At 65.7% G+C, this 15,271-nt stretch carries 16 protein-coding genes; 7 read left to right on the forward strand and 9 right to left on the reverse strand.

The genetic code is table 11. The features are described from left to right. Positions 1 to 137: 137 nt before the first annotated feature. The 3 genes from NFG58_RS00420 to serA form a co-directional block, all read right to left on the reverse strand. Positions 138 to 1,493, reverse strand: coding sequence for an 8-oxoguanine deaminase (locus NFG58_RS00420; RefSeq protein ID WP_222568036.1), 1,356 nt, complete (start codon positions 1,491 to 1,493; stop codon positions 138 to 140). Positions 1,494 to 1,775: 282 nt separating this feature from the next. After that, positions 1,776 to 2,678 carry a DMT family transporter gene (locus NFG58_RS00425; protein ID WP_348827386.1) on the reverse strand — a complete coding sequence of 301 codons (903 nt, stop codon included), beginning with the start codon at positions 2,676 to 2,678 and terminating at the stop codon, positions 1,776 to 1,778. Positions 2,679 to 2,921: 243 nt separating this feature from the next. After that, the gene (gene serA, locus NFG58_RS00430; RefSeq protein ID WP_045993890.1) at positions 2,922 to 4,172 is read right to left on the reverse strand and encodes a phosphoglycerate dehydrogenase; all 1,251 of its coding nucleotides are present in this window, start codon (positions 4,170 to 4,172) and stop codon (positions 2,922 to 2,924) included. Between the two features lie 338 nt (positions 4,173 to 4,510). Between serA and NFG58_RS00435 the strand changes: the two genes are divergently transcribed. The 3 genes from NFG58_RS00435 to dxs are packed head-to-tail and all read left to right on the forward strand — an operon-like array spanning position 4,511 to position 7,593. Next, a complete protein-coding gene (locus NFG58_RS00435; RefSeq protein ID WP_045993891.1) occupies positions 4,511 to 4,789 on the forward strand; it encodes an exodeoxyribonuclease VII small subunit in 279 nt (92 codons plus the stop codon). A gap of 4 nt (positions 4,790 to 4,793) precedes the next feature. Beyond that, positions 4,794 to 5,663 (forward strand): (2E,6E)-farnesyl diphosphate synthase, encoded by an 870-nt coding sequence (ispA, locus tag NFG58_RS00440; protein WP_045993952.1) that lies wholly within the window; start codon positions 4,794 to 4,796, stop codon positions 5,661 to 5,663. 16 nt (positions 5,664 to 5,679) lie between these two features. Beyond that, complete coding sequence (gene dxs / locus NFG58_RS00445) at positions 5,680 to 7,593, forward strand: 1-deoxy-D-xylulose-5-phosphate synthase (protein WP_348827387.1); 1,914 nt, start codon at positions 5,680 to 5,682, stop codon at positions 7,591 to 7,593. 89 nt (positions 7,594 to 7,682) lie between these two features. On the opposite strand, the gene NFG58_RS00450 is transcribed toward dxs, so the two are convergent. Then, positions 7,683 to 7,865, reverse strand: a complete 183-nt coding sequence (locus NFG58_RS00450; RefSeq protein WP_108131886.1) for a hypothetical protein — start codon at positions 7,863 to 7,865, stop codon at positions 7,683 to 7,685. 228 nt (positions 7,866 to 8,093) lie between these two features. Here NFG58_RS00450 and djlA point away from each other — a divergent pair, with 228 nt between their 5' ends. Then, positions 8,094 to 8,873 carry a co-chaperone DjlA gene (gene djlA, locus NFG58_RS00455; RefSeq protein ID WP_045993894.1) on the forward strand — a complete coding sequence of 260 codons (780 nt, stop codon included), beginning with the start codon at positions 8,094 to 8,096 and terminating at the stop codon, positions 8,871 to 8,873. A 418-nt stretch (positions 8,874 to 9,291) separates the two neighbouring features. Further along, positions 9,292 to 10,842 carry a Na+/H+ antiporter NhaC family protein gene (locus tag NFG58_RS00460; protein WP_108131884.1) on the forward strand — a complete coding sequence of 517 codons (1,551 nt, stop codon included), beginning with the start codon at positions 9,292 to 9,294 and terminating at the stop codon, positions 10,840 to 10,842. 217 nt (positions 10,843 to 11,059) lie between these two features. On the opposite strand, the gene NFG58_RS00465 is transcribed toward NFG58_RS00460, so the two are convergent. The 5 genes from NFG58_RS00465 to ribA all read right to left on the reverse strand — a co-directional run bounded on the left by NFG58_RS00465 (position 11,060) and on the right by ribA (position 13,636). Further along, positions 11,060 to 11,356, reverse strand: a complete 297-nt coding sequence (locus NFG58_RS00465) for a hypothetical protein (RefSeq protein ID WP_222516226.1) — start codon at positions 11,354 to 11,356, stop codon at positions 11,060 to 11,062. A 204-nt stretch (positions 11,357 to 11,560) separates the two neighbouring features. Then, a complete protein-coding gene (locus NFG58_RS00470) occupies positions 11,561 to 11,857 on the reverse strand; it encodes a hypothetical protein (protein ID WP_108131883.1) in 297 nt (98 codons plus the stop codon). 282 nt (positions 11,858 to 12,139) lie between these two features. Beyond that, on the reverse strand, positions 12,140 to 12,457 hold the full coding sequence (locus NFG58_RS00475; protein WP_348827388.1) for a hypothetical protein: 318 nt from the start codon (positions 12,455 to 12,457) through the stop codon (positions 12,140 to 12,142). Positions 12,458 to 12,631: 174 nt separating this feature from the next. Further along, the gene (locus tag NFG58_RS00480) at positions 12,632 to 12,916 is read right to left on the reverse strand and encodes a hypothetical protein (protein WP_045993899.1); all 285 of its coding nucleotides are present in this window, start codon (positions 12,914 to 12,916) and stop codon (positions 12,632 to 12,634) included. Positions 12,917 to 13,000: 84 nt separating this feature from the next. Then, entirely contained in the window at positions 13,001 to 13,636 is a 636-nt protein-coding gene (gene ribA, locus NFG58_RS00485; protein ID WP_045993900.1) for a GTP cyclohydrolase II, read from the reverse strand. Between the two features lie 171 nt (positions 13,637 to 13,807). Here ribA and hemE point away from each other — a divergent pair, with 171 nt between their 5' ends. Next, positions 13,808 to 14,884, forward strand: coding sequence for a uroporphyrinogen decarboxylase (hemE, locus tag NFG58_RS00490; RefSeq protein ID WP_348828108.1), 1,077 nt, complete (start codon positions 13,808 to 13,810; stop codon positions 14,882 to 14,884). Further along, positions 14,862 to 15,251, forward strand: coding sequence for a VanZ family protein (locus tag NFG58_RS00495; protein ID WP_348827389.1), 390 nt, complete (start codon positions 14,862 to 14,864; stop codon positions 15,249 to 15,251). The genes hemE and NFG58_RS00495 overlap by 23 nt, the downstream gene beginning before the upstream one ends. Positions 15,252 to 15,271: the final 20 nt, after the last annotated feature.

The following is a 15,271-nucleotide window of genomic DNA, read 5'->3' on the forward strand; positions in this document are numbered from 1 at the left end:
TTGTCAGGCGGCGGCAGCGTCGGCCCTGGCCCGTGGTGCCGCGCTGCGCTCGAGATCCGTTCGTCGTTCGCTGTTGTTGCCTTTTGTCTTCCCGTTGTCCTGTTCGAATGTGTGCGTCCAGGCTAGCCCCGAGCCTCCTAGACCGCGCGCCTTAGCCGCACCGCCGCCGCGTTGTGGCGGGCCATCAGCTCGCCCAGATCGACGTCGAGCGGCTGGCCGTCGGCCACCCGCCACTGGCCGGCCACCATCACTCGGTCGGCACGGTGGGCACCGCACAGCAGCAGCGCGGCCAGCGGGTTCTCGGCGCCCGAGAAGCGCGGCTCGTCCAGCCGGAACAGCGCCAGATCGGCCTGCTGGCCAACCTTCAGTCCGCCGATGTCGCTGCGCCCCAGACAACGCGCGGAGCCTTCGGTGGCCCAGCGGATGACGTCCTGGTGACGTACCTGGCTGGGTGAGTAGCGCAGGCGGCCGATCAGCATCGCCTGGCGCATCTCCTCGGCCAGGTTGGAGTGATCCGCCGAGGCCGAGCCGTCCACCGCCAGGCCTACCGGGCAACCTGCGGCCTCGAGTTCCAGGGTGCGGCACATGCCAGAGCCCAGCACCATGTTGGATGAGGGGCAGTGGGCGATGCCGGTGCCGGCTTGGCCGAGGCGGGCGACCTCGTCGTCGTTGAAGTGGATGCCGTGGGCCAGCCAGGTGCGATCGCTGAGCCAACCGGTGGCCTCGAGGTAGTCCAGCGGTCGCATCCCGAACAGCTTCTGACAGTACTGCGTCTCGTCCTCGGTTTCTGCCAGGTGGGTGTGCAGGCGCACGTCCTTCTGCTCGGCCAGGCGAGCGCTGTCGACCATCAGCTCACGGCTGACCGAGAAGGGCGAGCAGGGCGCCAGCGCCAGGGTCACCATGGCGCCCTCGCCGCGCTGATGGTAGGCGTCGATCAGACGGGTGCTCTCGTCGAGGATGGTCGCCTCATCCTGCACCACCGACTGGGGCGGTAGCCCGCCCTGCTCGCGCCCCACGCTCATCGAGCCGCGGGTCAGGGCGGCGCGCACACCGAGCCGACGCGCGGTCTCCACCTGGACGTCGATGGCGTGCTCGAGCGCGCCGGAGAACACGTAGTGATGGTCGGCCACGGTGGTACAGCCGCTCATCAGCAGCTCCACCATGGCCAGCTCACTGGCCAGCGCCAGCTGGGCCTCGTCGAGGTTGGCCCAGACGTCGTAAAGGGTGGTGAGCCAGGGAAACAGCTCCTTGTTGAGCGCCGGCGAGTAGGCCCGGGTCAGGGTCTGGTAGAAGTGGTGGTGGGTGTTGACCAGGCCAGGCAGCAGCACGTGGCGGGAGGCATCGAAGGTCTGCTCGACGCGGGTTCGGGGCGTCTGGCCGGCGGCCACGGCTTCGATGATTCGGCCGTCCTGAACGACGACACCACCGGCCGCGTCAGGGTCGCTGGCGGCCAGTGGATGCTTGATCCAAGTGACGGGGGGATGTGAGCTCATGCAGTTCTCCTGGGTTGGCTTCGCCGAGCGAAGGGTTACCCAAGCATCGTGCCCTGCTCCCGACGCCGTCCCTTGGTCAAGGAGGGCGAGGGCTCGTCGCGTAGCGGATACCTGGTTCAGGTGCCTTCAGAAACAGCCGCCGAGGGCGGTGAGCGTCATCAATTTCACGGTTCACGCTGCACCGATATCGAGCGGCCTGTGTACCATTGTGGTGCGCAATATATGACCGTTATTGTGTACAAAATGGCCGTGACGTCAGGGCTTGTCAAGTGCCCCTCTGCTTCAGGGCCTGGCGGCCTCGCGGGCGGCTCGACGCCGGCTCAGTCGGTCCCCGAACAGGTAGGCACCCAGCGCCACCAGAATCAGTAGTGCGCCTAGCAGCATCGAAGGTGAAGGGGTTTCCTGATTGAGCAGCATGCCGAGGGTCAGCGCCAGCACCGGGGTGATCAGGGTCACCAGGGCGACGCTGGCGGCGTGCAGCCGAGACAGGATCAGGTAGTAGCAGAGGAAGCCGATCAGCGAGCCGAACAGCGCCAGGTATGGCACCGCCCATAGCCCGCGGGGGCTGAGTGGAATCATCAGCGGTTCGCCGCTGGCGAGCCATAACACCAGAAAGCAGGGCATGGAGCCGGCCAGCGCCCCCACGGTCTGTTGCAACGGATCCAGCCCGGCGGCCACCCGCTGCACGGCGATGCCGCTGGCGCTGAACAGGGTCACCGCCGACAGCATCATGGCCAGTGCCAGCACCTGGGCGCCGCCGCCCAGGGTCAGGCTGTCGGCGAATACTACCGCCAGCCCCGCCACCCCCAGACCGCAGCCGATCCAGTGCCAACGCCTGAGCCGGGTGCTGCCGGGCAGGGCCTGGAGGATGAAGCCGGAGATCAACGGCGCCATGCCGAACATCACCGACAGCAGGCCCGAGGGCAGAAACTGGGAGGCGTGGTAGCTTAGCGCCATGGCGCCGAACACCCCCGGCACCGCGGCGGCGTAGCTGGCAAGGGCGCGGCGATCGAGGCGGACGCCGCGTCTCAGTACCAGCAGGATCAGACTGCCGGCGATCAGCGCCAGGCCCATGCGCAGCATCACGCTGCCGATGGGGGCGCCGGCCTCGGCGCTCCACTTGATGGCCAGCGGGGTGGAGGCCCACACCAGCACCACGATCAGATAGGCCAGTCCGGTTGGCATCGTGCATCCTTTGAAGAGGTCATCGGGAAGACGCTCAGGATAGGCGTTTTCTCGCTGCGCCACAGGCTTTTGGGCGTCGGCTTGTGATGGTCGGGAACGGGGACCGTGAGCGTGCAGCGAGTAAAAAGGCCTGCGAGTAAAAAGGCGCCGCCCTCCCGAAGGAGAGCGGCGCCTCATCGTCATCCCGAGTGCGATAGCTGCCGCGCGGGATAGCTCGCCGCGTGCAGGCGCTACGTCCGCCGCTCAGTCGGCGTAGTTGGTCTCGGAGTACAGCACCCGGGTGCGCAGGGTGTGGTTCACCTCGCGCAGGGCTTCGAGCGCCTGGGGACCGTAGGCCTTGTCGACGTCGATGACCACGTAGCCGACCTTTTCATTGGTCTGCAGGTACTGGCCGGAGATGTTGATGTCGTTTTCCGACAGCACCCGGTTGATCTCGGACATCACGCCGGGCACGTTCTCGTGGATGTGCAGCAGGCGGTGCTTGTCCGGGTGGGCCGGCAGTGCAACCTCGGGGAAGTTGACCGAGGTGATGCTGGTGCCGTTGTCGGAGAAGGTCACCAGCTTCTCGGACACCTCGACGCCGATGTTCTCCTGGGCCTCCAGGGTGGAACCACCGATGTGCGGGGTGAGGATGACATTCTCGAGGCCACGCAGCGGGCTTTCGAACTCGTCGGCGTTGCCCTTGGGCTCCACCGGGAAGACGTCGATGGCGGCGCCGTTGAGTCGGCCTTCCTTGATCGCCTCGGCCAGGGCCTCGATCACTACCACGCTGCCGCGGGCGGCGTTGATCAGGATGGCGCCGGGCTTCATCAGGCTGATCTGCTCCTCGCCGATCATCCAGCGGGTGGACGGCAGGTCGGGCACGTGCAGGCTGACCACGTCGGAGCGGGCGAGCAGCTCCTCGAGGCTGGCGACCTGGCGCGAGTTGCCCATGGCCAGCTTGGTGATGACGTCGTAGTAGATGACGTCGAAGCCGAGCGCCTCGGCCAGCACCGACAATTGCGAGCCGATGCTGCCGTAGCCGACGATGCCGAGGGTCTTGCCGCGGGCCTCGTGGCTGTTCTTGGCGCTCTTCAGCCAGCCGCCCTGGTGAGCACGGGCGTTCTTCTCGGGAATCCCGCGCAGCAGCATGATGGCCTCGGCCAGCACCAGCTCCGCCACCGAACGGGTGTTGGAGTAGGGGGCGTTGAACACCGGAATGCCGCGCACCAGCGCCGCCGTGAGATCGACCTGATTGGTACCGATGCAGAAGCAACCGACCGCCACCAGCTTCTCGGCCGCCGCGAACACCCGCTCGGTGAGCTGGGTGCGGGAGCGAATGCCGATGAAGTGAACATCACGGATCTTCTCGATCAGCGACTCTTCGTCGAGCGAGGTCGGCATATGCTCGATATTGGTGTATCCGGCGTTGAGAAAATTGTCCACTGCACTCTGGTGGACGCCCTCGAGCAGCAGGATCTTGATCTTGCTCTTGTCCAGGGACGTTTTGGCCATGGTCGAATCAACCTCTTGGAGTTGGCGGCAGCCAGCGGCTGTGTGGTGGGGCAGGCGAAAAATCAGGGTCCATAGAGTACCACAGGGCGGCATTTTCACGTTGAAAATCCTTGCACCGCAGCATGAGCCATCTGCATGTACCGCCGTCCTTTCGAGGGGCGCTTCGCGGGCCGCGGATAAGGGCCAGGGCAGACGACCCCGGGGGGAGAGCGTGTATACTGTCGCCCTTTGGGGAAAGGCCGGACGTCGTCAGCGAGCCTGCGTTTCCCGGGTGGCCCATCGTCGGCCGTGAACTCGCAATCTCGGGTCAGCCTTTGACCCGCCGCCTGGAGGGGCGCATGGCAACGCAGGACCGCCAGCCAACACAGAAAGATGACGAGTCGCTCGACTTCGCCTCGGCCATGACCCAGCTGGAGACACTGGTCGAGCGCCTGGAGTCCGGCGAGCTGACGCTGGAGGAGTCGCTCAAGGCCTTCGAGCAGGGCGTGGCCTTGACGCGAGATGCCCAGAAGCGGCTCGACGAGGCCGAACTCAAGGTGCGCAGCCTGACGGAGAACGCCGACGGTGGCATGCAGCTGTCGCCTTTTGATATCGGGGAGGAACCGGGTGAACGCTGACACCATGCTGGCCCGCTTGGCCGCAGACCGGGCGCGGGTAGACCGCTGCCTCGAGGGGCTGTTCGAACAGCGCCACGTCGTCGAACCCCGGCTCGAGGCGGCGATGCGCCACGGCCTGCTGGTCGGAGGAAAGCGCCTGCGTCCCATCCTGGTCTACGCCGCAGGGCGTGCGCTGGGAGCCGACGACGACGAGCTCGATATCCCCGCCGCCGCGATCGAGCTGATCCACGCCTACTCGCTGGTCCACGATGACCTGCCGGCGATGGACGACGACGACCTGCGACGTGGCCAGCCCACGGTGCACAAGGCCTTCGACGAGGCCTCGGCGATTCTCGCCGGTGACGCCCTGCAGACGCTGGCATTCGAACTGCTGGCGAGCTCTCGCTCGCCCCGCCTGGGCGCCCTGGTGGCGACCCTGGCCAAGGCGTCTGGTCGCGACGGCATGGCCGCCGGCCAGGCGCTGGATCTGGCGGTGGTGGGCGAACGTCCCGACCTGGCGATGCTGGAAACCATGCACCGCCACAAGACCGGTGCGCTGATTCGCGCTGCGGTTCGCCTCGGTGGACTGGTGGCGGTGGCCGAGGACGATTCGCGTCTGGGGGCGTTGGACACCTATGCTGCGGCCATGGGCCTGGCGTTTCAGGTGCATGACGACGTGCTGGACGTCACCGGCGACACCGATACCCTCGGCAAGACCTCGGGGGCCGACGCGGCCCGCGACAAGCCGACCTATCCCGCCCTGCTCGGGCTTGACGGCGCCCGAGCCAAGGCCGGTGCGCTGATCGACGAGGCACTCGACGCCATCGCCCCGCTGGGCGAGGCGGCGGCGCCTCTGGCCGGGCTTGCCCGCTACATGATCGAGCGCGATCACTGACGACCACAGGGCTAACATGAAGCTGTTCGACACGATTCCCACCGAGCGGCCGGCGACACCGCTGCTCGATACTCTGGATACCCCGGCTGCGCTGCGTGCCATGAGCGCAGAGCAGCTCAAGCGCGTGGCCGACGAGCTGCGCGCCTACCTGCTGTATAGCGTCGGCGTTTCCGGCGGCCACTTCGGCGCCGGCCTTGGTGTGGTCGAGCTGACCGTGGCGCTGCACCACGCCTTCCGCACGCCCCACGATCGCCTGGTGTGGGACGTGGGCCACCAGGCCTATCCCCACAAGATCCTGACCGGCCGCCGCGAGGCCATGACCAGCATTCGTCGCTACGGTGGTCTGGCCGCCTTTCCCCGGCGTGCCGAGTCGGAGTACGACACCTTTGGCGTCGGCCATTCCAGCACCTCCATCTCGGCGGCCCTGGGCATGGCTCTGGCGGCGCGCACGCAGAAGCAGGAGCGGCGCGTCTGTGCCGTCATCGGCGACGGCGCCCTGACCGCGGGCATGGCCTTCGAGGCCCTGGCCCACGCCGGCCACGTCAACGCCAACCTGCTGGTCGTGCTCAACGACAACGAGATGTCGATCTCCGAGAACGTCGGTGGCGTGGCCAGCTACCTGGCACGGATTCTGGTCAGCAAGCCCTATCTGAGCATGCGCGAGAACGGCAAGCGGGTGCTGTCCCACCTGCCGGGAGCGCTGGAGCTGGCGCGGCGCACCGAGGAGCACGTCAAGGGCATGGTCAGCCCGGCCACCCTGTTCGAGGAGATGGGCTTCAATTATGTCGGGCCCATCGACGGCCACGATATCGACGCCCTGACCGATGCCCTCACCAGCATGCGTGAGCTGGACGGACCACAGTTTCTGCACGTGAAGACGTGCAAGGGCCGGGGCTTCCTGCCGGCGGAGTCCGATCCCATCGGCTACCACGCCATCACCAAGCTGGAGACGCCGGAGGCCGCCAAAGCCAAGCCCCCGGTGACCGCGTCGAATGCGCCGCCAAAGAAGAAGTACTGCAGCGTGTTCGGCGACTGGATCTGTGACATGGCCGCCGCCGACGAACGTCTGATCGGTATCACCCCGGCCATGCGTGAGGGGTCGGATTTAATCCGTTTCTCCAGGGAGTACCCCGAACGCTACTACGACGTGGCCATCGCCGAGCAGCACTCGGTGACCCTGGCCGCCGGCATGGCCTGCGAGGCAATGAAGCCGGTGGTGGCGATCTACTCGACCTTCCTGCAGCGTGGCTATGACCAGTTGATCCACGACGTGGCGGTGCAGGAGCTGGACGTGACCTTCGCCATCGATCGTGCCGGCCTGGTCGGTGAGGATGGGCCCACCCACCACGGCGCCCTGGATTTGACCTACCTGCGCTGCGTACCGGGCATGGTGGTGCTGGCGCCGGCGGACGAGGCCGAGTGTCGCGCCATGCTCAGCGCCGCCTACCATCATCCGGGGCCAGCGGCGGTACGCTATCCCCGCGGTACCGGTCCCGGCGTGCCCATTCCCGCCGACCTCGAGCCGCTGCCCATCGGTGTGGCCGAGCCGCGGCGTCAGGGCAAGGGCGTGGCGCTGCTGGCCTTCGGTAGCCTCAATGACCCCGCCGGGGTGGTGGCCGAGCGGCTAGACGCCTCCCACATCAATATGCGCAGCGTCAAACCGCTGGATCGTGAAGCCGTGCTAGAGGCCGCCCGCGGCCACGACCTGCTGGTCACCCTGGAAGAAAACGTGGTGGCCGGAGGCGCCGGCAGTGGCGTCAACGAACTGCTGCTGGCCGAGGGTGTCGCGGTGCCGGTGCTCAACCTGGGCCTGCCCGATGTCTTTGCCGAACACGGCAAGCCGGCTGAGCTGCTGCGTGACTGTGGCCTCGATGCCGACGGTATCGAGGCGGCGATTCGACGCCGTCTGGACAAGCACCGAAAGCGCTGAGCGAGGGCGCCTGCGTCGCGCGCGGCACGAGTATGTCTGTCATGCCATCGGCCCCCGCTCCAGGGGGCCGATGGCGTCTGGGACCAGGCTCAGCGATGGCTGGCGCTTTCGACCAGGCGTTCGATGACGGACCTGGCAGTGTCAGATGGCGGCGTGTCCACCCCCAGCAAACCCTGCCAGGGGAATACCGAAGCATTGGAGGCCAGGCTGACGCTGATGCTGGCGGAAGCGATGGCGCCGACGATGGCAAGGCGCGTGATCGATAGTCGCATGGGAGTGTGAACCGAGCGGCTTGAAATGGCGTGCAGTGTCGCGCTTGCAGATGACCATTCGATGAAACAGCGAAGGCTGGACCTTCGCCGCCGGCTCGACGGCGATGGTATGCTGCCTGCTCATACCCCTTTGGCGGGACCTGGCATCGCCGCGACGGTTGGCCAGGGCCGAAACAGAAAAAGACGTGGCGTCGCCGCTTGGTGACGTAGCGCACAAGAGAGGATTTTATGCTGACCATCATCGTGATTGGCGCGGTAGTGGGCTTCCTGGCCGGTGGGCCGCTGGGCATGCTGATCGGCGGCGGTATCGGCTGGTGGCTGGGCGGGCGCCTGCGCGGCGGTCTGATGCTCAGCAAGGGCCTGGCCGAGATGCAACGTCAGTTCATGGACTCCACCTTTGCGGTGATGGGGGCGGTGTGCCAGGCCGATGGTCAGGTCAGCGGCGAGGAACGCCAGGTCCTGGAGCAATTGCTGGTGCGCCTGCGTCTGCCGGAAAGCACCCGTGCCAGCGCCCGCGCCGCCTTCGAGCGCGGGCGCGCCAGTGACTTCGACCTCGACGGCGAGATCGCACGGGTGGCCCGGCTGACGCGCGGGCGCAGCGCGCTGCGCCAGATCTTCCTGCAGGTGCAGCTTTCTGCCATCGCCGCCGATGGGGTGCTGCACCCGGCCGAGCACAGCATGCTGATGCGGGTGGCCCGCGGGCTCGGCTGCAGCGAGGCCGAGATCGCCCAGATCGAGGCCATGCTGCGGGGCGGCGCCTCCCATGGTGCCGGCGCGACCCAGGAGAGCCAGAGCCCGCTGGAAGATGCCTACAAGGTACTCGGTGTCAGCGACGAGGCCAGTGACGCCGAGGTCAAGCGCGCCTACCGCAAGCTGATGAGCGAGAACCACCCGGACAAGCTGGCCAGTCGTGGCCTGCCCGACAGCATGCGCGAGGTCGCCGAGGCCCGCACCGTCGAGATCGGCAACGCCTACCAGCGCATTCGCCAGGCCCGCGGTCAGGCCTGACGACCCCAGGGCCAAGTGGCACTGGCCTGGCGCCTGACGTCGTTGCCGGCGAGCGCTACACGGCAGAGGGCATGAAGGGGGTGGAGGTGGAGACGCGGCGTTCTGACTGAGGCGAGGGCCGTCGGGACGTTGCCTGGTGTATCTCCAGAGAGGGTGTCGGCTGTCGGTGTTGGGGAGGCGGGTCGCGGGGTGATGGAGGTATCTGTCGGCGCCGTCACCCGATGTCCGAGGGGAATTTTCAGGGTGGTCAGCTAGCTGCAGGCCGGCGCTGGCTTGTACTTCTGGAACGGCGGTTGCGGGGATGTGACAGCGCGGTTGCCGTTTGTGCCGCAAGCGCCTAGGATGCCCCGCTGCCCGCACGACGCCGTCCGGCGTCATCCCCTCGGGCCAAGACCGACAAGAACCCAGGAGACTCCCGATGTCCTTCGGACTCTTATCCCTGTTGCCGCCGCTGCTGGCCATCCTGCTGGCATTGGCGACGCGCAACGTCATTCCCGCGCTGTTCTGCGGCGTCTGGCTCGGGGCGACCATGCTCGCCGGCTACAATCCTGCCGCCGGCCTCTACAACAGTTTTTCTGACTTTATCGTGCCGAGCATCGGCGACGAGTGGAACGCCACCGTGCTGATCTACTGTGGCCTGTTCGGGGTCTTGATCAGCGTGCTGCAGCGTACCGGTGGCGCCCACGCCATCGCCCGCGCCATCTCGCGCAAGGTCGCCAGCGCCCGTGGCGCCCAGGGCAGCACGCTTGGCCTTGGCATGCTGATCTTCTTCGAGGACTATTTCAACGCCCTCACCGTGGGCAGCGTGATGCGTCCGATCACCGATCGCATGAAGGTCTCCCGCGAGAAGCTCGCCTACATCGTCGATTCCACCTCGGCCCCCATGTGTCTGCTGGGCCCGGTGTCCACCTGGGTGGTCTTCGTCATGGGGCTGATCGGCACTCAGCTGGGCGAGATGGAGGTGAGCGGATCGGAGTACCTGATCTACCTGTCCTCGATTCCGCTGAACTTCTACGCCTGGCTGGCGCTGGGGATGATCTTCTACATCGTCGTCACCCAGTGGGACTTTGGTCCCATGGCGCGGGCGGAACGTCGCGCCCGGGAGACAGGCAAGCTGATGGAAGACACCGCCAAGCCGCCTTCCGAGACCGACGCCATGGAGCTCAAGGCGCCGGAAGACACCGCTCGCAAGCGCAACATGCTGGTGCCGATCGGGGTGTTGCTGGCGATGATTCCGCCGCTGTTTCTGTGGACCGGCAACTTCCCGGAAAATGACCTGGTGACTGCGGTGGGCAATGCCGACGGCGGTCAGTCGATCCTGATCGCCACCCTGGTGGCGGTGATGACGGGGCTGGCCATGGGCATGAGTCAGCGGCTGTTCGACTTCCGCGAGGCCATGGATATCGTGGTCGAGGGCATCAAGAGCATGACCCTGGTCTACATCATCCTGGCGCTGGCCTGGTCCATCGGCAGCGTCACCTCCGAGCTTGGCACCGCCGACTACCTGGTCAGCCTGACCGAGGCCAGCATTCCGCCCAGCCTGGTACCGGTGCTGCTGTTCCTGATCGGCGCCGTGGTGGCCTTCACCACCGGCACCTCCTACGGCACTTTCGCCATCATGATTCCGATCGCCATGCCGGTGGCGGCGGCCATGGACCTGCCCATGGCGCTGGCCATCGCCTCGGTGCTGAGCGGCGGCATCTTCGGCGATCATTGCTCGCCGATTTCCGATACCACCATTCTGTCGTCGGCGGGGTCGAGCTGTGACCATATCGACCATGTGCGCACCCAGCTGCCCTACGCGGTGACAGCCGGTGTCGCAGGACTGGTGGCCTTCTTCGTGGCCGGCGTCACCGGTACCACCTGGATCGGAGCGATCAGCGGTGTCGCCGTGATGTTGACCATCGCGCTGGTGATGAAGGCGCTGTGGCAGCCACGGCAGGTCGATTCCGCGCCTCAGACACGCTGACGCAGCCTCGACGGCCGGGTCGCCGGATCACCGGGTCGCTGAGTGCCTGGTCCCGCACCTGGCCCCGTGTCCGGTAGACCCTCCCCCAGGCCGAGGATAAAAAGACCCGGCACAAAAAGACCCGGCACATAAAAAGGCCCCGCCGACATCACGTCGGCGGGGCCTCTGCGTTGGTACTCGGGGTCTTTACCCGCGGGCACCCATCGGATCGGTGCGCTTAGCCGGTGGTGGCCTGACGGGCCAGGTCAAGGTCGTGCTCGCTCATGGCGAAGTCGGTGCGCTTGGCCTGAACCCGTAGCAGCTCCAGCCGGGCATTGGCCATGGCGTTGCTGCCGTTGTCGGCGATATGGGCGTTGCCGACCTGATGGGCGGCCTCCAGCGCGCTGGCGCTGACCTGAGCCAACGGCTCGGCGTTGAGCTCCTGGGCGCGGTCAGTGGCGCGGTCGGCCTGGGCGGTCAGCGGCAGGGCAGCGGCGAGCAGGGCAGTAGCGGCGATCTTGGTAGTGGCTTTCATGGTGTCTCTCCTGTAGGCCTGATGGGCTTCTGGGTGAGCCCTTGGCCATCGCGTATGTCGGTTTCAGCGGTCGTCTTGCAGTCTTTGTCGAAGGGCCTGTGTTGCTGGCCTTCGCGATCGTCTGTTGGAGATGACGCCGGGCGTCATTTGGACGTTGCCGGTCATCATCAAGTCAAACGGTCGTTTTAATCTGGTCGGCAAAAATTAGCCGGTGGTGGCCTGACGGGCCAGGTCCAGGTCATGCTCGCTCATGGCGAAGTCGGTACGCTTGGCCTGTTCGCGCAGCAGCTCCAAGCGGGCGTTGGCCATCGCATTGCTGCCGTTGTCGGCGATATGGGCGTTGCCGACCTGATGGGCGGCGTCGAGGGCGGCGACGCTGAGGCTGGACAGCGGCTCGGCGTTGAGCGCCTGGGCACGGTCACTGGCGCGGTCGGCCTGGGCGGTCAGCGGCAGGGCAGCGGCGAGCAGGGCAGTAGCGGCGATCTTGGTAGTGGCTTTCATGGTGTCTCTCCTATTGGGCCTCGTGGCCCTTGTCTCTCTTGCTTTCGACCGATTCAAAATAAAACGGTCGTTTTAATTTTGGTGGCATTTTTTGGCCCCTCAGGGCCTGCCTTTTCTGCAGCTTGTCATCCTTGTCATCCTGGACCTTGGTGACTCTGTCCGGCGTTCGAAGGATGTATCCAACGGGTACTGCATGAAAACTTGCGGCAATAATATTAACAGGCTAACGGAATGTCAAATACCGATTCGACCTTGGTCTAAGTCGCCTTTACACAGCGCAGCCTAGATGGTCACCGCGACACGTCGTCCGTCCTGCTGCAAAACGCGAGTGGCCTGGGCCTGGTCGCGATGCAGTTGCAGCCTGGCGTTTGCCAGCGTCTTGCCATCATGGGTCGAGACGGCGGTGTTGCCGATACGTTGGCCACCGATAGCCAGAGGCTCGACATCGGCGACTTGCTGCCCCAGCACGTCATCGGCCAACGGGGCCTGGTCGGTCAAGGGCGATTCGTTCAGGGCCAGGGCGTACTTGGGTGGTGCAGCCTGGGCCAGAGCGGGCAGAGAGGCGACGATCAGGGCAGCGAGGATCAAGGTGGGTTTCATGTCGAAGCTCCTTCCGGTATCAGCGGGTGGCGTCACCCGCTGTCGATGTGTGTATTTTGTTAGCGTTCTATCGAAAGCGCCAGGTAATCGCTTTTATGGCTTCGATAAGGCGGCTCTATTAAAACGGTCGTATGTCTGTAGCGGTGCAAAAACAAAGGCATTTTTTTCTTGCTGTTACTTGGTGGCGGCGCGACCGAGGTCGAGATTGAGCATGAAGTCGGTCATTTCCACATGGCGAGACTGCAGCCGCAGGCGAGCCTTGCGCAGGGCTTCGGTGCTGTCGCTGGCGATGTGGGCATTGATCACTTCATGGCCCTGCTGTGGCATGGCGTCGCGCATGGACAGGGGTTGGCTGTTCAGCGCGCGGGCCAGGTCGGTGGCACGGGCGTCGGCCTGGGCCGTCAGCGGAAGTGTGGTCACGGCGGCAATGGCGGCAATCGAAAGCAGCTTGAGTTTCATGTCGGCACCTCGAAGGTCAAGATCAATGGAGCGTAATGTTGCGTTTGATCTTGAGTCGGGGGTGGGCCGGATTCCTTACGCGGCCTATGACTTTTTTTCGATATCCACGTCGTCAGCCTGGGTAAAGTCACCCAGCGCCATCATGTGACCGAGCTTGCCTGCCTTGGTGGACAGGTAGTGCTCGTTGTGGGGATTGAGCCCGGTGGTCAGGGCGACGCGTTCCACCACCTGAACGCCGGCCTGGGTCAGGGCGTCGACCTTGCGCGGGTTGTTGGTCATCAGCTTGAGCCCCTCGACACCCAGGTGTTCGAGCATCGGCACGCACAGGTCATAGCGGCGCAGGTCGGCGGCGAAACCCAGGCGCTCGTTGGCCTCGACGGTGTCGGCCCCCTGGTCCTGCAGGTGGTAGGCGCGAATCTTGTTGAGCAGGCCGATGCCGCGGCCTTCCTGACGCAGGTAGAGGATGACACCGCGGCCTTCGCTGGCGATACGCTTGAGCGCTTCCTGAAGCTGATAGCCGCAGTCGCAGCGCATCGAGAACAGGGCGTCGCCGGTCAGGCATTCAGAGTGCACCCGTCCCAGCACAGGAGCGCCATCGTCGATCTCCCCCAGGGTCAGGGCGATATGATCCTTGCCCGTGGCCTCGTCTTCGAAGCCGTGCATGGTGAAGGTCGCCCAGGGGGTGGGCAGGCGAGAGGCGGCGATAAAGCGAATCGTCACGGGGTACCTCGGAGTCGAAACAACGGCAGCGCCGTCAAGGGGGCGCCCAGTTTATCAGGAAGTCGTGCAAGGCTCACGACACCTTGCCGACGACACAGGGTCGCAGGAGGCCACGCGTTCGGGAGTCATTGCGGTACAATGAGTCGCACATTTTCCCTGGATGACGCCTGCATGGAACTGAAGAACGATCGATTTCTGCGCGCTCTCGCGCGTCAACCGGTGGATCGCACTCCGGTCTGGATGATGCGCCAGGCCGGTCGCTACCTGCCGGAGTACAAGGAAGTGCGCGCCCAGGCGGGAAGCTTCATGGACCTGTGTCGTGATACCGCCCGCGCCTGCGAGGTCACCCTGCAGCCGCTGGAACGCTATCCGCTGGACGCCGCCATCCTGTTCTCCGATATTCTGACCATCCCCGATGCCATGGGGCTGGGCTTGTACTTCGAGACCGGCGAGGGTCCCAAGTTCCGCAAGCCGGTGCGCAGCGCAGAAGACGTGGCAGCTCTGACGGCGCCCGACGCCGAACGCGACCTCGACTACGTGATGCGCGCGGTCTCGACCATCCGTCGCGAGCTCAACGGTCGGGTGCCGCTGATCGGTTTCTCCGGCAGTCCCTGGACCCTGGCGACCTATATGGTCGAAGGCGCCTCCAGCAAGGATTTTCGCCACGTCAAGGGCATGCTCTACTCAAGCCCCGACGTGATGCATCAGCTGCTCGATACCCTGGCCACGGCGGTGACCGACTACCTCAATGCGCAGATCCGAGCTGGCGCACAGGCGGTACAGATCTTCGATACCTGGGGAGGGACGCTGTCCACGCCGGCCTATCGCGAGTTCTCGCTGCGCTACATGGAGCAGATCGTGGCGGGGCTGATTCGCGAACATGACGGGCGCCGGGTACCGGTGATCCTGTTCACCAAGAACGGCGGCCAGTGGCTCGAGGATCTGGCCGACACCGGCGCCGACGCCCTGGGGCTGGACTGGACCACTGAACTGTCCAGCGCGCGCAGCCGGGTGGGCCGCAAGGTGGCACTGCAGGGCAACATGGACCCCAATGTGCTGTTCGCCAGCCCTTCGGCGATTCGCGCCGAGGTCGGCCGTATCCTCGACAGCTACGGCCACGGCCCCGGCCACATCTTCAATCTCGGCCACGGCATCAGCCAGTTCACCGACCCCGACAACGTCACCGCCTTCATGGAGGCGCTGCACGAGTTGAGCCCGGCCTATCATGCCCAGATCGCCTCAGGCTGAAGTCTCGGGCAGGCGGTCTGCATTCGGGCGGTGGTGGTGGGGACTGGCCGCCACCGCCGCCCTGGTCATCGCCTGGGGCAGTCTGATGCCTGCCAGCGAATTGCCGGAAGACCTGCCCTGGGACAAGGCCAACCATCTGATCGCCTACGCCGGCCTGGCAACACTGCTGGCGTTGGCGAGCGGGCGCAGTGGGCTGTCCATGGGACTGGCGGTGGCCTACGGCGTCGCCATCGAGTTCGCCCAGATCCCGGTACCCGGGCGTCTTGGCGGCGATGTCTGGGACATCGTCGCCAATATCCTGGGGGCCGTACTCGGTGTCGGGGCGGTCTGGCTGTGGTGCCGATGGCGGCAGCGCGCTCGCCGCTGAAGCTCTGTCCTGAAAAAGCT

Source organism: Halomonas sp. RT37, from assembly GCF_040070525.1.
Lineage (GTDB): Bacteria > Pseudomonadota > Gammaproteobacteria > Pseudomonadales > Halomonadaceae > Halomonas > Halomonas litopenaei.